This window comes from Mycoplasma sp. 06067-C1-B144P-99-0482-3 (assembly GCF_051053925.1).
Classification (GTDB): domain Bacteria; phylum Bacillota_I; class Bacilli_A; order Mycoplasmatales; family Mycoplasmataceae; genus Mycoplasma; species Mycoplasma leachii.
In genome coordinates this window covers 518,558-535,603 of sequence record NZ_CP144017.1, presented here as the reverse complement: position 1 = coordinate 535,603, position 17,046 = coordinate 518,558, and the positions used below count along the sequence as shown (strand labels likewise).

The following is a 17,046-nucleotide window of genomic DNA, read 5'->3' as shown; positions in this document are numbered from 1 at the left end:
ATACCTCCTATTAAGGTATTAGAAAATTTTTTTCAAAGTGTACTTTTTATATAAAATATTTTTTGAAATTTTAGTTTTTAAATATACAATTTCACAAGCTTGCTTTAATTTATAACCTTTTATGATTTGTTCATCTATTAAATTAATTAATTCTAAATCAGTAAATTCGTTTTTATTTATTTTAACGATTTTGTCAATAATGATTACAAATTCACCTTTTAAAACAAATTCATCACTATTTATATACTTATTAATTTGATCAATAGTTCCATAAATAATCTCTTCATTTATTTTAGTTAATTCTTTAGCAATAACTATTTTATGATTTTTATCTAATATTTCATTTAAACAATTTATAGTGGATTTAAGTCTATGAACTGATTCATATAAACAAATAATTGAATCATTAGCATATTTATTAATTAATTCATTTAATTCATTTTGTTTACTAATTTGATTTTTATTTTTTAAAAAACCATAAAAATAATGACTATCAATCAAAAAACCACTAGAAATCAAAGCATGCACATAAGCAGATCCAGCACCTATTGCTGTAATATTACAATTAATTTCTAATTCTTTTAATTGATTAATTAGATAACTTGCTGGATCACTTATTATAGGAACACCAGCATCACTTATAATTGCAATATTTTTATTTTGGTTCAATATATTTATAATTTGATCGATTCTTAAATTTTCATTAAATTTATGTAGTGATAATAAATTACTAGTAATCTGATATTTATCAAGTAGAACTTTACTAGTTCTAGTATCTTCACAACAAATAACATCAACTTGTTTTAAAGTTTGAATTGCTCTTAAGCTAATATCTTCTAAGTTTCCAATTGGAGTTGTAATTAAATAAACTGTTGGCTTATTATTCTTATAAGTTTTTTGAATAATCATATATTTTAAAATCCTTATTTTTATTTTAAATTTAATAAATAAAAAAATAGTCAAATGACTATTTTTTTTGCTTGTGAGTTTCATGTTTATTACAATTACTGCAGTATTTTGAAACTTCTATTTTAGGTTTCTTTTTATCATTCTTACCGATGTAGTTTTCATTTTTACAAACTGTACAACGTAAAATGTATTTTTCACGCATTTTAACTACCACCTTTCACACATATCAAACTTTTATAACACTTATAAGATATTACCAATTTAAAAAAAGGTTTTCAAGTTTTTTAAGTGTTTATTGATTATATATCCTATTTTAAAAGTAAAAATAGAATGAATTATAGTAAAATTATTGTTGTAGATAAAGGAGTGTTATAATGAAAAAACTTCTATCGTTATTTGCTTGTACATTTGTTGTTTCAATAAGTACTAGTTTTGCTATAAGTTGTAAAACATTATACAAACAATATCAAGAATTTGAAGACTTGATTAACCAATCTAAAAATAAAACAATGATTCTTTATTTAGGAGCTAATGATAATAAGTCAGCAAAATCATTTGAACAAGGTTTAGAAGAGTTAACTCAAACTAATTCCTTAAATCAAGCTATTAAAAAAATCAATGATACTATTACAACTGATGCAACTAATTTTATTTATAAATTTAAAAATAATTTAAATTGAAATAGTACAACAAATCATACAACAGTCTTAAACAATGTTAATGTCAAAAAAGATAAAAATAGTAAAACTAAAAAAGAAAGATGAATTATTGATGAAAAAAATTCATCAAATAATAATCAAATTTTTAAAAACATGACAAATGATGTTGTTATTAAAAATCTAAAGTATGATTCAGATGATAAAATATGAAATAAAGGTTTAACTTCAAAAATCTTAAATGAATATCTTGTTAAAAATTGAGCAAAAGCTTTTTATGGTGAAACTAGTTCAAGTTTTTCTAAAAACAATAACACTGTAACTGAAAAAGTAGAAAAACTACAAGAAAAAGTTAAAAGCTTAAAAGGTCCTTTATTTTTAATAATTAGAGATAAAATGTTTTATGGTATTGTAAGTGGATTTGAAACTTTTAGTAAACAAGATCAAAAAAATGCTACTAAAACAATTGATAACTTTACTAATGGATCAGAAATTAGAAAAGATGTTTTTGACAAATGATTAAATTATTTAAAACAAGCTATTGAAATGTATGATGTAGTTAAACTTTTACAAGATTCAGATCCTATGATCACTCCTAAAACTGATTGAAAATACCAAAGTTTAGAGAAAGTAGAAGAGAAAAAACAAAATAAAAAAAGTGATAAAAAAGAAGAAAAAAAAGAAGAAAAAGACAAAAATTCTTCATCTCAACCTTCAGCACCAACTCCTACGCCTGCACCATCTCCAAGCCCAGCTCCAGCACCTGCAACTCCATCAAAATAATATTTTAAAAATAATAATTTAATGAATCTTTAAGATTCATTTTTTTTATCTAAAAAACAGAAAATAAAAAAACATGCCTTTTATAGCATGTTTATTTTCAAAATGGTCCCCAAGGCCGGACTTGAACCGGCACAGGATATTAAGCCCGTTGGATTTTAAGTCCAATGCGTCTACCTATTCCGCCACTTGGGGAAGATAAGTGGTGACTCGTCGGGGATTCGAACCCCGGACCCACTGGTTAAAAGCCAGTTGCTCTACCGGCTGAGCTAACGAGTCAAGATGGTTGGGCTAGCAGGATTCGAACCGGCGCATGAGGGAGTCAAAGTCCCTTGCCTTACCGCTTGGCTATAGCCCAATAATAATGGTGGAGGGGGAGGGATTCGAACCCCCGAACCGTAAGGAAGTGGGTTACAGCCACCCGCGTTTAGCCACTTCGCTACCCCTCCAAGAACTGGTGCTGACTAAAGGATTTGAACCTTCGACCTATTGATTACTAGTCAATTGCTCTACCAACTGAGCTAAGTCAGCAATATAAATTCGCTTCCTCTAACACAAGACACAAATAATTTTATATCATTTATAACATATTTCAATAGTTTATATAAAAAATGAAACATTTTTAGAAGAAGTTAGAATATATAGAGTTTTTTAATATTATTTTGAAATTATTTTATCTAAATCATCAACTTTAATTGATAATATTTTGTATTCATCAATTAAGTTTTTATGCTTATCACAAGGAACAAAATAATTAACATCATAATTTAAATATTTATTAAAATAGTCTTCTAATTCATTGATTAAATCTAATCCAGCTTTTTCATCAGTTTGAGAATAACTTTTAATATTATTCAAAAAAACATATTCTTTATAGTCTTTTTCACTACCTAAAAAACCATAATTATGATCTATATATCTTTTTAATTGTGAAATTTTTATTTTCATATCATCGATTTTTAAATGATAAATATTTTGGCATTCTTCACATTCTTTAAAAGTATTTTTAATTTGAATTAATTGTTCTAAAACTTGTGTTTTGTTTAAAATTACTTTTAATTTGAATTCATTTTGTGAATCTAAAATAGCTCTTTTATCAATATATTCTTGATTATTAAAAATGTTAATAGAAGAATTATTAATTTGTTCAGATGAATTTAATTTTTTTTTGTTTTCAATAGCTTTAGGTTTATTATAAACTTTAACAGAATTTTTATTTTTAAAAAAAGACTTAATATTATTAAAAAAATTTTTTAACTTTTGGATTAGTTTCATTTAAAATCACATCTTTTCTAAGATTAAATTTAAAATAGTAAAATTGTTGATTAATCAACAATTTTAAATAAATCTTTAATTGATTTTTTAGTAGTTTTTTTATCTTTTTGTTTTTCTTCTTCTTCTTTTAGTTGTTTAATATCTTTTTTAGTTAGTTTCTTTAGCTCATACTTCATTTCTTTGTTTTCTCATTTTTTTAAATTAGAGCTAACATTTTTTTCAACAACTCTAGTTAAATCTTCAGTTTTTAATGAAATATGTTTATTTGGTAAAATAGGTTTACCAAAAACAACTTTAACTTCTACTTTTTTAGGTCTTTTTTCAGCAAAAACTAAATAAGAGTTAATGATTGAAACAGGAATAATAGGAGCGTGTGACATCTGAGCAACTTTTAAAGAAGCTGCTTGAAAACTATTCATTTCTTGAGAATGACTTCTAGTTCCTTCTGGAAAAATTACTAAAGAGCGTTTATACTCAACAACTAAATCTTTTGCTTCTTTAAAAGTTTCTAAAGCACTTCTTGGACTTTTTCTATTTAAAGGAATACAATCAACTAATCTAACAAAGTTTTTAAATTTTTTACTTGTTCATAATTCTTCTTTTGCAATAAAAGCCAGTGGTTGTTGTTTAGAAAAATCGTTAATAGCAAATAAAATAGCAGGATCAATATTTGATTGATGGTTAGCAGCTAAAACAACTCCTTTATCCATTCAATTTTCAATACCTTCAACTTTTATATTAACATCTAGTACATATAATAACTTGCTAACAGCTTTTTTAACTCAATTATATCTGTATTCTTCAGAATATCTATCTGGTTGCTTTTTATTTTTTCTAACAATTTTAGCTGCTTTAAATTTAATATGTAATAAAGGCAATCACATAAATAACATTTTTCAAGGATTAACATGAATATAATCTTTATTCTTTTTTTCATGTTGAATGTTATTTAGTGTGTTTTTGGGATCTGTATTTAAACTATTAACTTGATTCATTTTAATCATTCTTTCTATTGAACTAAATTAATTTAAAATTTAAATCTTATTTAATATAAATTTATAAAAATAAGAGGATATTCTATAAATAATTTTATCATCAATTATTTTACAAAAATATTCTCTTATATAGATATTTATTTACTTAGTAAATGCTTTATTTGCGTTTTTTAAAATAAAATCAAGAACCAGCTGCTCCAGCAGCAGCAATTGAACCAACTCCTAAAGTTGACCCAACTATAACACCAGTTTTTGAACCACCTGATTTATTTGTTTTACTATCAGATTTATTCATTGTATTATTTGGAATAGGTTTTTTTATTTCAAACTTATTAGGACTTTTATCTATTATTGGAGCTGATGGAGTAGAGATTTTAGAATTTGAATCTAATTTAGGTAAAATGCTATTAGATTCTGATTTTGGTTCGTTTTTAGGTTGAATAAGTTCTGATTTTTCTGGTTTATTATTAGGTTTTTTTGGTGGAATTGATTGTTTTTCTTCTGATAAAGAAAACAATAAGGTCGCTGATCCTTGATAATTTTTGTTTGATTTTTCAACACTTATAATTGCAGCATTTTTTGATAAATCAATTTGTACAGTCAATTTTTCATTATTTAATCTAGGCTTCTTAATTTTAATAAACTTTATGATATCATCTTCTGATAATTTTTGTTTAAGTTCAAGTTTAAAATTATAAAAAACTGATTCTAGTGTTTTTTTCTTGGCATTAAATTTTAATTGTACTTTACCATAAAAATCATCATTATTTTCTTTAGCATTAACAATTGCAGAATCTTCTGTTATAGCAGTTATAAAAAAAGATTTTTCATCAAAACTTGATATATCTATTTTTTCTTTAAATTTTTTTATTATTTCTGTATCAGTATTTATAGGAATGTTTTCCAAGTTTGTTGTTGTTTTTGATTCTAGTGACAAATTCCTTTTAACATAATACTTAATTTCTTCTATTTTTTTATACTTACTAGAATTAGTCTTAGGTTTGACTAGTGCATAAGTAGAATTTTGACCATACTTATCCTTTCCAACTTCAATATCTAATGATGAAAAATCTAAAAAATTATATTTTTCTTTAATAGCTTCTAATACTAAATCTTTTATTGATTTACTGCCGTCATTTATAATAGAAACATATGCATTATATAGTAATTTAGTTAGATCTGTTTCATCCTCATTATTTGTTTTTTGTTTTAAAATCAAATTATTGCTACTATTGGCAAAATTTGCAAAACAAAAAGGCAAGAAACTTAAACTAAATACCACACTACCTGATAATAAAACTAACAGTTTTTTCATATAACCACTTTTCTAAACAAATATTTTATATATTATATCTTACTTATTATTATATTGTTTTAGAGCAATTCCAATAGCATATTTTTTTTCATGAGAAATAGAAATTAAAATATTTTGTAATTCTTGATTTTTAATTACAGGTTTATTATTAATATATTCAATATCTATTTTATTCATACTAATTGGTTCATCTAATGTTTTAATAATTGCTTCTTTAATAGCTCAACGTCCAGCTAAAAACTCTCTTTTTTGCTTTTTGTTTTTAGTATTAAATGTCTTAATTTCATTTATTGATAAAACTTTAATAACGAATTCTTTTTTTATTTTAATTCTTTTATTTTCAACTATATCTATACCAAGATTATTAATCATAATATTACCTATTATTTAGTTATTTACGTTTTTAAAAATAAAATCAAGAACCTGTTGCTCCAATACCAACAATTAAACCAACTCCTAAAGTTGACCCAACTATAACACCAGTTTTTGAACCACTTGATTTTGAATTCTTATTTGAAGTTGATATTTTTTTATTAGGAATTTGTGGTATTTTAGAATTAGTAGTAGAACTAGATTTACTTTTATCTGTAACTGGTGTGTTGTAGTCGTTTTTTTTGTCAGCTCCAAATTGTTTAAGTTCTTTATCCACCATAGGTTCAACAAATTGTTTTTTATGATCGGATAATTCTGATGTAGATTTTAGCATTATCTTTTTAGGTTTTTCTTCATTTGGTAGTTTTTTGGGTACAGATAGCTGATTAGATGTTTTCTCTCTTTGTGATTCATCTGAAATCATTTCTGAATCCACTAATTTATTTGTTTTTTTATCTAAAATTTGTTTATTAAGAAGTGATTCATCACTTTTCTTATTTTTTATCACTTCTGAACTAGTTGATGATTTAGATATCAACTCATCTTTTTTAGGAGATAACGTAGGTTTTAGTAGATCAAAATCATATGATAATACAACAGAACCATAAAACCTTGTATTTTCATTTGCTTTAATAGTTATATTTTTCTTTTGATCATCAATTATTATTGATAAAATTATATCTTTTAGTGATGGATATTTGTTATTAATAATTTTAATAACTTCATCATCTTTAAGTTTCGTAAGCCTGATTTTAACATTATCTATCACAGAGTTTAGTGTTATTTTTTTAGATTTAAACTTAATTTCAGTTTCACCATAATATTCGCCAAATTCCCTACCCACTAATATGGCACTTGATTCTTTTATATTTTTTATCTCAAAATCTATCTCAAGTTGTTTGGAAATATTTCTTTTTTTAAGAATATTAAGTATATTTTCCTTTGTATTAATATCTATAGTTTCTGGGTGAAGTAAGTTAAAATCTTCTATTTTATCATTTATATCATATTTTTTATAACATGGTATTGTAGATTTACCTGTATATTTACTCTTTGAATCTTTAGGACTTAAAACAACATCTACTGTTCCATAATTTCTATCAATTTCAATTTCAATTTTTAGTTGAGAAACATCTACTTTTGGATATTTTCCTTTAATAGTATTTATTATCTTCTCACTAGTATTATTGAATCTATCTTTTATAGAAATATAAGCTTCTCTATCAAATATCTTACTTAAATCAGTTTCTTCTTTTTCTTCTTTTTGTTTTAAAACAAAACTAGGTACTTGATTATTATTTTTAGAATTTAAAACATAAATAGATAATGTAGTTAGACTAAAAAATATATTACTTGATAATAAAACTAATAATTTTTTCATATAATTTATTTCTTTTCAATAAAAAAGATAAAGAAATTAGTCTTTAACTTTAAAACTAATTTCAATATCTGGTAATTTTATATATTTAATATTAACTGCATCTAACATTTTTTTAGAAGCAATAAATTCTTTTTTTTGATGATATGGATCATTTGCATAATAAATTCTTTTAATTCCTGCTTGAATAATAATTTTAGCACATTCATTGCACGGAAATAAAGTAACATATAAATCACAATTACTTAAATCAGATCTACTACTTACAATTGCATTCAATTCTGCATGAGCAACATAAGCATACTTATTTTCTAATCAATCTTCATTAGTTTTTGATCACGGAAAATCATCATCACTAACTCCACGGGGAAATCCATTATATCCAGTTGCTACAATTTGTTGTAATTCATTAACAACAATAGCTCCAACTTGAGTATTTGGATCTTTACTTCTCATAGCACTAGCTTTTGCTATTAATATAAAATAGTGTTGTCAAGACAAATAATCTAATCTCTTACTCATAATGTTTAAAAATTAGTAATGAACTTTCCAAATTGATTAAATTGTCCATCTCAACCTATATTATTAACTATTTTATTTAAATTGTGAATACTAAATCAACCTTTTTTATAATAAGTTGATAGAGCTAGCAAAATATGTTGATCTAGTGCTGGAGTTAAATGAGGTAATAGAATAAAAGTTAAACTAATAACTAAAATAGCTAAAATTAAAACAATATGAACATATTGGATTCAATTTCACTCTTTTATATTAAATTTAAAAATTCCTCAAAAAGCACTTCCTAAAATAATAGCTGTTCCAGTAATTAACAATCCAGTTCAGCCATCACCTAAAAAGAATGAAAATCCAACTAAAAGTAAAATACAAACTACAGCTTTTGCCTGACCAAATTTAGCCACAGGAGTACTTGAACCTGAAACATCAATTAATAAAGCACCAATAAATATTCCCATAGTACTAATTATTCCACCAGTATAAATTGTTGGTAAAACACTGCTTGAAAATAAACCTAAAACTAAATAACTTAAAATTATCACTAAACTTAGTTTCTTAGTATTTGCTAATTGTATTTCAGTAATTTTTGAAATACTAAAAAAGCCAGTTCCTAAAATTAATAAACTTAAAATATCAATAATTAAACCATTTTTTTTAATTGGGGCAATACCATAACTAAAAATTCTTCATCACTGTTTTCCAACAATCGTTAAATTTCAATTAGTTCCACCAAAAACTAAAATTAAAATATTTTTACTATTTGGATTTGTTTCTAAAATAAAATATCCAATAATTTGTAAAATACTAGGAATTAAAACAAGTACTATTAAAATAACTCAAGATAAAGAAATTTTATTATTTTTAACATTTTCTAAAAAACTAGTAAATAATTTTATATTATTTTCTTCATTTGTTTCTTTATTTTCTTTTAACTCATTATCTTCAATTTTATTAAAAAGTAATAAGTTCGTGTTATTAAAATATGGTTCTAAATTAGCTTTTAAATCTTGAATTGAAGATTGTAAAACAACTAAATTATTTTTAGTAGTCAATTGATTATCTTCACTAATTATAATATGAAAAACATTGACACGTTTTTTTACTTGCTTTTCAACCTTTTTAATAATATATTCTTTTTCTTTTTCAAATGAAATACTATTGTCAAAATTTAAAATAATTACTTGGTATTTTTCACTAGAACTATATAAATAACTCACACTAGAATTAACTTTAGACTTTAATAACTTATATTTAAAATTTTTAATAAAAAAGTTTTCTAAAGTTTTTTTATCACTAGTAGAAATATTAGTCATTACTTTCACCCCTTAATTCTTTAATTTTATCATCAAATTCTTTAGGAAGAGGCGATATTAATTCAATTTCTTTTTTTGCAATTGGATGAATAAATTTCAATTTATAAGCGTGAAGGTATTGACCAAAATCAGTAAATTCTTGGTGTTTTTTACCATAAACTGGATCATTTAAAACAGGGTGATTAATATAGTTAAAATGTACTCTAATTTGATGAGTTCTTCCAGTTTGAATTTGACATTTTACTAAAGTATTTTTTAAAAATCGTTCAACTACTTCAAAAGTTGTAATTGCTTGTTTTGAGTTTTTAGCTGTAACACTCATTTTTTTACGATCGGTTTGACTTCTACCAATTGGAGCATCAATTAAACCTTTATTTGGCTTAATTACTCCAGTTACAATTGCTAAATATTCTTTATAAATTTGATGACTTTTAAACATTTCACTTAATAATTTATGAGTTTTATCATTTTTTGCAATAATTAATAAACCTGTAGTTTGTTTATCAATTCTATGTACAATTCCAGGACGTAACTCACCATTAATTGAAGAAAGTTCAACATCACTTGCTAATAAAGCATTAACAATTGTATTATTTGTATTATTTAAACTTGGATGTACTGTTATATTATTTTGTTTATTAATAACTAATAAATCATCATCTTGATAAATAATATCTAAGTCAATGTCTTTATTTTTAACTAAATTTGTATCTAAAATAGGATCTTTTATAGTAATTACAATTTCAGAATTTGGTTTAACTAAAAAATTATTATTAATAATAATTTGATCATTAACACTTATACATTTTTCTTTAATTAGTTTTTGAATATAACTTCTTGAATAATCATAACTAGTTAATAATTCAACTAGTAATTTATCTAATCTTAAAGTTGTATTTAATGAATTAAGAGTTATTTTGTTCATTTTCTATTTTTTCTTTTTTTGTTTTAATTTTGCTTTTTATATATAAAACTAATTCAATAATAGTAAATAAAATTGTTAAACCAATTGCAATATTGACATACAAATCAGCCAAATTAAACACATAATCTCTTGAATTAAATAAACTAAAATCTCAAGTTAAAAAATCAACAACTCCATAATATAAATTATCTTCATTACCTGGAGCTCACAATCTAGCTAATAAATTACCTCAAGATCCAGCTAATATAATTACTAGAACAATTAATCATTTTTTATTATTTAAAAAAATAAACATTATTGTTAAAAATAAACTAAAAATTGTTGCAAAAATAATTACTAAATAAGATTTGTCATGTAACCTACCATAAGCCATTCCAAGATTAATCACGTATTGAAAGTTTAAAAACCCACTAATAAAAGTTTTAGTTTCTCCTAATCTCATATGAGACACAACTACAGCTTTTGTAATTCAATCAAAACTAATTAAACTTATAAAAATAGGTAAACATACTACTAGTTTGAATTTTCAAAGATAATTGTGGTTTTTTAAAAAAACTTTTGTTTCTACTAGCTTATCTTTTATTCACATTTTTTCACCTATAATGATTTAACTACATTATTACAATGATTACAAATTTCATCATCAATTAAATTATCAAAGATTTGTCAACATCTTTGGCATTTTAATCCTTGTTTTTGTACAACTTTAATTGATGAAATATTTGTTCTAACAAAACTATCATCAATATTATCTACAAAATTAATACTATTAACAATAAAGATTCGACTTAAATCTTTAATATCTTTTAATTTTTCATATTCTTTATCTAATTTAATGTAAACAACAGCTTCAAATCCTTTATTAATAATTTTACTTTCTCTACTAATTTCTAAAGCTTTATTAACATCATCTCTTAAAACCATTACTTTATCTCATTTATCAATAAATTCTTTATCATAAACAAAGTTTTGTTCTCTATTATCTAATAAGTGAACTGATTCAAGTTTATTGTCATTTAAATTTTGATAAACCTCTTCAACAGTATGAACTAAAATTGGTCTTAAAATATCAATCAAACAATACAATTGTTCATATAAAACAGTTTGAACTTGTTTTCTTCTTAGATCGTTTTTACTATTAATGTATAAAATATCTTTAATAAAATCTAAATAAAAAGCAGATAAATTCTTAGTAACATAATTCATAGTTGTTGTATAAACTAAATTGAAGTTTAATTCTTCATATGCTTGTAAAGCTCTATTTTTAAAAGCAGTTAAGTTAGCTAAACTATACATATCAACTTCACTTAATTTAGCTTGATAATCAGTTTTAGGATTAAAATCATTTAAATTAGCTAAAATAAAACGCATTGTGTTTCTAATTTTTCTATATGCTTCACTAATTTGTTTAATAATTTCTTTTCCAATTTTTTGATCATCAGTAAAGTCAGTTGAAGCTACTCATAATCTTAAAATATCAGCACCAAGTTCATTTGAAAATTCAATTGGATCAACACCATTACCAAGTGATTTAGACATTTTATTTCCTTTTTCATCAGTAGTCATACCATGTGATACTAATTGTTTATAAGGAGATTTGTTTGCATAAATAGTTGAATTAATCATTGAAGCATTAAATCAACCACGATATTGATCATTTCCTTCTAAATAAATATCATAAGGTGTTTGTAACTTAGGATATTTCTCACTTAAAGCAATTGAACTACTTCCTGAATCAAATCAAACATCTAAAGTGTCTTTTTCTTTTCTTAATGATTTATTTTTATATTCATCTGGTAAAAATTCATCAGCATCTAAACTAAATCAAGCGTTAGTCCCAACTTCTTCAATTTTATTAATTGCATAGTTTAAAATTTCATTGTTTAAAACTAAATTATTATTTTGATCATAAAAAGCAATAATTGGAACTCCTCATAATCTTTGACGAGAAATAGTTCAATCAAGTCTTTCATCTAAAACTTGATATAAACGTTTTTTAGCTCATTTTGGATGAGTATCAATTTGATCAACATTTTTTAAAATTTCTTCTTTAACTGGAGCTAAGTTAACAAATCATTGTAAAGTACATCTATAAATTATTGGTTTTTTAGTTCTTCAGTCATGTGGATATGAATGAGTTAAAAAGTTTAGTTTTAATAATTTATGGTTATTTTCTAATCTTTTAGTAATTATTTTATTAGTATCATCATAAAACATACCAACAATTTCTGGATCTACATCACCAATTTCATTTGTAAATTTTCCTTGATCATCAAGTGGAGCAAATGGTTTTACATTATTTTGTTTTGCAATTAAAAAGTCATCTTCACCAAATCCTGAAGCAATATGAACTAAACCTGATCCAGACTCACTTGTAACATGATGTCCTAAAACTATTTTATTAATTTTTGAATCATATAAAGGGTGAACATAATTTAATCCAACTAATTTATTTACATCTAATTCTTTAACTACTTTAACATTTTCTCAACCAATAATTTTACTTACTTGATCTACTAAATCAGAAGCTAAAATAAATTGTTTATCAAGATTTTCTACTTGAACTAAACTATATTTAATTTTTTCTCCAATAGCAATTAATTGGTTTGATGGTAAAGTTCAAGGAGTAGTTGTTCAAATAACTAATTGAGTATTTTTAAATTCATCACTATTAATAACATCACAACCTACATAAATTGAAGGAGAGGTTATATCTTTATAAATAATTTCAGAATCAGCTAAGGCAGTTTCACTTGATGGTGATCAATAAATAGGTTTTAAATCTTTATAAATCAATCCTTTTTGATACATTTTTTCATATAATCTTAGCTCAGACATTTCAAAATCATGAGTTAAAGTTACATACTTAACATCATAATCAGTAAACATTCCTAAGCGGTTAAATTGATCAGCTTGATTTTGGATTTGTCCTAAAGCATATTTATAACAAAGTTCTCTAAAAGCAACACTGCTCATAGATTTACGATCAACACCCATTTTAGTAATAGCACTTTCAATAGGCAAACCATGAGTATCTCAACCCATAATAAAAGGAGAATAATACCCAGCTGCATTTCTATATCTAACAATGAAATCTTTTAAAGTTTTATTTAAAGCATGACCAATATGTAAATCTCCATTTGCATAAGGTGGTCCATCATGTAGAATAAAAATTTTTTTGTTTTCATTTAATTTCATTTTTTTATTATAAATTTTGTTATCTAGTCAAAATTGTTCAATTTTAGGCTCTTTTTGAGCTAAATTTGCACGCATATCAAAATTAGTTTGACCAATTAGTAATGTGTCTTTATATTTATTTGACATATTTTTCTTCCTTTCTAAAAACAAAAAATCACTCCACTAAGGAGCGATTTACCGCGGTACCATCCTAATTAAATTATAAAAATATTCTATAATTTATCTTTATAGTTTTAACGTGACAACCGCAAAATTCTACTCAGCTATAGCTTTTCTTTTTTGAAGATAAAAAGTGATATTTTATAAATTCTTTTACTAATTTTCACCAACCATTAGCTCTCTGAAAAAAGTTTATTTATAAAATGTGTCTTTTTATATTAAGGTTATTTTATATTAAATTAAGCTTATTGTCTATTTTTTCTAGTTATTTAATAAAAAATAAAATACTAAAAAGTAATGTTTAATCTTATGGACTAATATTTTTTAATTTTTTACTAATTTATAATGTATAGTTGACATCTAAATTTATTAATTTTATTTATTAAAGTTTCATTTTTACTAATATTAGTATTAAGAAATGTAAAAAACAAAAAAAGAACTTTTAAAAGTTCATTTTTAGTTTTATTTTAAGTTATCACAGCAATTATTTAATAAGGATTACTAATATTAATCAAGTTAATTAAGTAATGAATATTTAAAATAAATTCAAATAAATTTATAGTAGTATTTTATAAATTTTATTTTTGTTTGTGATTATTTTTTTCTTGTAATTTAACAAAATTTAAACTTTTACTTACATATTCATTTTCAAATTCAATAATAGATTTAGTATGATGAGTTCCGCGATCATAAATTTCAATTTGATTAGCAAAACTATTTTCAATATTATTTTTCATTTGATACATTCTAAAACTATCTAAATAACTTGTGACTTTATCTAGACGATTATGAATATATAAAACTGGAATATATTTTGTATTAATTGAAATTAACTTAACAAAATCTAATTTAGTTAAATCAACATCATATTCATTTTTATAAATTTCTAAAATATTATCTAAAACATCTTTTGAAAGATTAGTTAAAAATTTAGGAGAATAATCTTTAATCATTCTTTGTAAAAGATTTTTAACAGACATATATGAAGAATCAGAAACTGCTCATTTAATATTTGCTTTTTTAATCAAATCGTTTTCTGTTAATAAAAAATAATTAGTTGTAAAAGCACCCATACTAGTTCCAACTAATCCAATTAAACTAACATCATAGTTTTTAATTAACCAATTAATAACAGCAATTAAATCTCATTTTTCTTTATAACCTCAAGTAATGCAATTAGAATCACTAATACCATGATTTCTAAAATCAAAAGTTAAAATATTATATCCTAAACTTTGATAATGTCATATTAAATATAAAACATCTAAACGATTAGAATTATACCCATGCACACCAATTACTCATTTATTAGATTCTTTTTCATTCAATCAAATACTTGCAGCTAATTTTGTATTATCTAATGAATAAATTCAAAAATTCAAATTAGGATTTTTGTATTCTTTAATTTTTAATTTTTTATTTGAATTTCTATTTATTGAATTAAGAAATGAAAATATTTTAATAGGGCTAAAATTAATAGCAAAACCTTCATCTCTTTTGTGAATAGTTTTTGAAAATCTAGAGTTTCACATATTAATCATAGTTTTTGCTAGATTTGGATATTTATCATTCATTTTTAAATTAATAAAAATTAAATAAATTATTTTAATTTTTAATTATAAATTTATAAATATTTTCATTAAGTCTAATATATTCACCTTTTTTAATATATAAAACTCCAGAAAGAAAATCTTTAAAACGTTTAGCTTTAGTGTCATCTAAGTTTTTAAAATCTACAACAACAACACTATGTTCTAATAAAGTATCAACAACTGATTTAATTTCAGAAAATTTCATAGGACTAAAAACATATGTATTAATATGAGTTTTTTCAAAATCTAAATGATCGTCTTTAAAACTAGAGTCATTATCAAAATTATTTGTTTGATAATTTTGATTAGAAGTACTTTGTTGATTATGACTATCTTTTAAAATAGAACTTTCATTTTCATAAAAATCAGAATCAGTCGATTCAAATTCTATTTGATCTTGATCTTTATCATCGTGTTTAAAATTACTTTTTTTCTTTTTAAAAAACATAATATTTATCTCCTATTTTAAAAATGTTGGAAAATCATCATCATTGAAATCTTCTTCAGTATCTTCTGTTGTTGTTAAACTCATTTCATCATCAAATTCATCATTTTCTTCTTCAGTTTCTTTTGTTTCTGATTTTTTCATAACTTCTGATTGCATTTCAGATTTATTTGATTTTACAATATTTGGTTCATGATTTTGTAAGTTTTTATTATCAAAACCTGTTGCTATAACAGTTACAATAATTTCATCATCATCTGTTAAATCATCATTAATAGCCATACCAAAAACAATGTTTAATTCTTTATTATTTACAGCTTGACTAATAACTCCAACTGCATCATAAGCATCGTTTAAACTTACTGTTCTTCCACCAGTAATATTTACAATAATATCTTTAGCTCCTTCAATTGAAGCTTCTAATAATTTTGATGAAATTGCTTCTTTTGCAGCTTCAACAGCTTTATCTTTTCCAGAAGCTACTCCTATTCCAAATAAAGCATTTCCCTTTTTATACATAACTGTTTTAACATCAGCAAAGTCTAAATTAATTGTAGCTGGAACTGCAATTAAATCAGTTATAGTTTGAACACCTTGTTTTAAAATAGTATCAGCTTCTTTAAATGACTCAGCAATTGGAATTGATCCAATGTACTCTAATAATTTATCATTTGAAACAACTATTACTGAATCAACATATTTTCTTAATTCTTCTAAACCTTCTTTAGCATTAATATTTCTATGTCTTCCTTCAAAAATAAATGGTTTAGTTACAATTCCAATTACTAATGCTCCAGATTCTTGAGCAATTTTAGCAATTACAGGAGCAGCACCAGTTCCAGTACCTCCTCCCATTCCAGCAGCAATAAAAATTAAATCAGCACCCTCAACTACTTTTCTTATTTCTTCTTCACTTTCAATAGCTGCTGCTTTTCCTACTTCAGGATTTCCTCCAGCTCCTAGTCCTTTAGTAGTTTTTTCTCCTAATATAATTTTGTTTGGTACTGGTGAAGATTCTAAAATTTGTGCATCAGTATTTATAATATAAAATTCAACACCTTGAACATTTTCTTCAAACATTCTTCTAATGGCATTGTTTCCAGCTCCACCAACACCTAATACTTTAATTCTTGCTATTTGTTTAAATTGGTTTGTCATATTTTAGCCCTTTCTAATAATAATGATATATTGATTTTTAAAAATATTTTTATCTTAGTA

The 17,046-nt window shown here is 23.7% G+C and carries 16 protein-coding genes and 5 tRNA genes; 1 reads left to right on the top strand and 20 read right to left on the bottom strand.

Annotated elements, in window-relative coordinates:
* Positions 1-18: 18 nt before the first annotated feature.
* Together rsmI and rpmG are read right to left on the bottom strand one after the other, a co-directional pair.
* Positions 19-909, bottom strand: a complete 891-nt coding sequence (gene rsmI / locus V2P32_RS02360; RefSeq protein ID WP_434343927.1) for a 16S rRNA (cytidine(1402)-2'-O)-methyltransferase — start codon at positions 907-909, stop codon at positions 19-21.
* Between the two features lie 58 nt (positions 910-967).
* Entirely contained in the window at positions 968-1,111 is a 144-nt protein-coding gene (gene rpmG, locus V2P32_RS02355) for a 50S ribosomal protein L33 (RefSeq protein WP_013729662.1), read from the bottom strand.
* 172 nt (positions 1,112-1,283) lie between these two features.
* On the opposite strand from rpmG, the gene V2P32_RS02350 reads away from it, so the two are divergent.
* Positions 1,284-2,348, top strand: coding sequence for a lipoprotein (locus V2P32_RS02350; RefSeq protein WP_434343926.1), 1,065 nt, complete (start codon positions 1,284-1,286; stop codon positions 2,346-2,348).
* Positions 2,349-2,451: 103 nt separating this feature from the next.
* On the opposite strand, the gene V2P32_RS02345 is transcribed toward V2P32_RS02350, so the two are convergent.
* The 18 genes from V2P32_RS02345 to ftsZ all read right to left on the bottom strand — a co-directional run bounded on the left by V2P32_RS02345 (position 2,452) and on the right by ftsZ (position 16,986).
* Positions 2,452-2,540: transfer RNA gene (locus V2P32_RS02345), tRNA-Leu, on the bottom strand.
* Positions 2,541-2,548: 8 nt separating this feature from the next.
* Positions 2,549-2,624 (bottom strand) — tRNA-Lys (locus tag V2P32_RS02340).
* A gap of 4 nt (positions 2,625-2,628) precedes the next feature.
* A tRNA-Gln gene (locus V2P32_RS02335) sits at positions 2,629-2,703 on the bottom strand.
* 7 nt (positions 2,704-2,710) lie between these two features.
* Positions 2,711-2,794: transfer RNA gene (locus V2P32_RS02330), tRNA-Tyr, on the bottom strand.
* A gap of 6 nt (positions 2,795-2,800) precedes the next feature.
* Positions 2,801-2,876: transfer RNA gene (locus V2P32_RS02325), tRNA-Thr, on the bottom strand.
* Positions 2,877-3,002: 126 nt separating this feature from the next.
* Positions 3,003-3,620 (bottom strand): hypothetical protein, encoded by a 618-nt coding sequence (locus V2P32_RS02320; RefSeq protein ID WP_013447716.1) that lies wholly within the window; start codon positions 3,618-3,620, stop codon positions 3,003-3,005.
* A gap of 50 nt (positions 3,621-3,670) precedes the next feature.
* Positions 3,671-4,615: a lysophospholipid acyltransferase family protein gene (locus V2P32_RS02315; protein WP_434343925.1), complete on the bottom strand. Its 945-nt coding sequence runs from the start codon at positions 4,613-4,615 to the stop codon at positions 3,671-3,673.
* A gap of 157 nt (positions 4,616-4,772) precedes the next feature.
* On the bottom strand, positions 4,773-5,930 hold the full coding sequence (locus V2P32_RS02310; RefSeq protein ID WP_434343923.1) for a hypothetical protein: 1,158 nt from the start codon (positions 5,928-5,930) through the stop codon (positions 4,773-4,775).
* Positions 5,931-5,969: 39 nt separating this feature from the next.
* Positions 5,970-6,302 (bottom strand): holo-ACP synthase, encoded by a 333-nt coding sequence (locus V2P32_RS02305; RefSeq protein WP_434343922.1) that lies wholly within the window; start codon positions 6,300-6,302, stop codon positions 5,970-5,972.
* 31 nt (positions 6,303-6,333) lie between these two features.
* Positions 6,334-7,683, bottom strand: a complete 1,350-nt coding sequence (locus V2P32_RS02300) for a hypothetical protein (RefSeq protein ID WP_434343920.1) — start codon at positions 7,681-7,683, stop codon at positions 6,334-6,336.
* 36 nt (positions 7,684-7,719) lie between these two features.
* Positions 7,720-8,202, bottom strand: coding sequence for a deoxycytidylate deaminase (locus V2P32_RS02295; RefSeq protein ID WP_434343919.1), 483 nt, complete (start codon positions 8,200-8,202; stop codon positions 7,720-7,722).
* A gap of 5 nt (positions 8,203-8,207) precedes the next feature.
* On the bottom strand, positions 8,208-9,509 hold the full coding sequence (locus V2P32_RS02290) for a hypothetical protein (protein WP_434343917.1): 1,302 nt from the start codon (positions 9,507-9,509) through the stop codon (positions 8,208-8,210).
* Complete coding sequence (locus V2P32_RS02285; protein WP_434343916.1) at positions 9,502-10,434, bottom strand: RluA family pseudouridine synthase; 933 nt, start codon at positions 10,432-10,434, stop codon at positions 9,502-9,504. Before V2P32_RS02285 ends, V2P32_RS02290 begins: the two co-directional genes overlap by 8 nt.
* Positions 10,415-11,023, bottom strand: coding sequence for a signal peptidase II (locus V2P32_RS02280; protein ID WP_434343915.1), 609 nt, complete (start codon positions 11,021-11,023; stop codon positions 10,415-10,417). Before V2P32_RS02280 ends, V2P32_RS02285 begins: the two co-directional genes overlap by 20 nt.
* A gap of 8 nt (positions 11,024-11,031) precedes the next feature.
* On the bottom strand, positions 11,032-13,758 hold the full coding sequence (gene ileS, locus V2P32_RS02275; RefSeq protein WP_434343914.1) for an isoleucine--tRNA ligase: 2,727 nt from the start codon (positions 13,756-13,758) through the stop codon (positions 11,032-11,034).
* A gap of 611 nt (positions 13,759-14,369) precedes the next feature.
* Entirely contained in the window at positions 14,370-15,365 is a 996-nt protein-coding gene (locus V2P32_RS02270) for an alpha/beta hydrolase (protein WP_434343912.1), read from the bottom strand.
* A 31-nt stretch (positions 15,366-15,396) separates the two neighbouring features.
* Entirely contained in the window at positions 15,397-15,831 is a 435-nt protein-coding gene (locus V2P32_RS02265) for a cell division protein SepF (RefSeq protein WP_434343911.1), read from the bottom strand.
* A gap of 12 nt (positions 15,832-15,843) precedes the next feature.
* Positions 15,844-16,986 carry a cell division protein FtsZ gene (gene ftsZ / locus V2P32_RS02260; protein ID WP_434343910.1) on the bottom strand — a complete coding sequence of 381 codons (1,143 nt, stop codon included), beginning with the start codon at positions 16,984-16,986 and terminating at the stop codon, positions 15,844-15,846.
* Between the last annotated feature and the right edge of the window lie 60 nt (positions 16,987-17,046).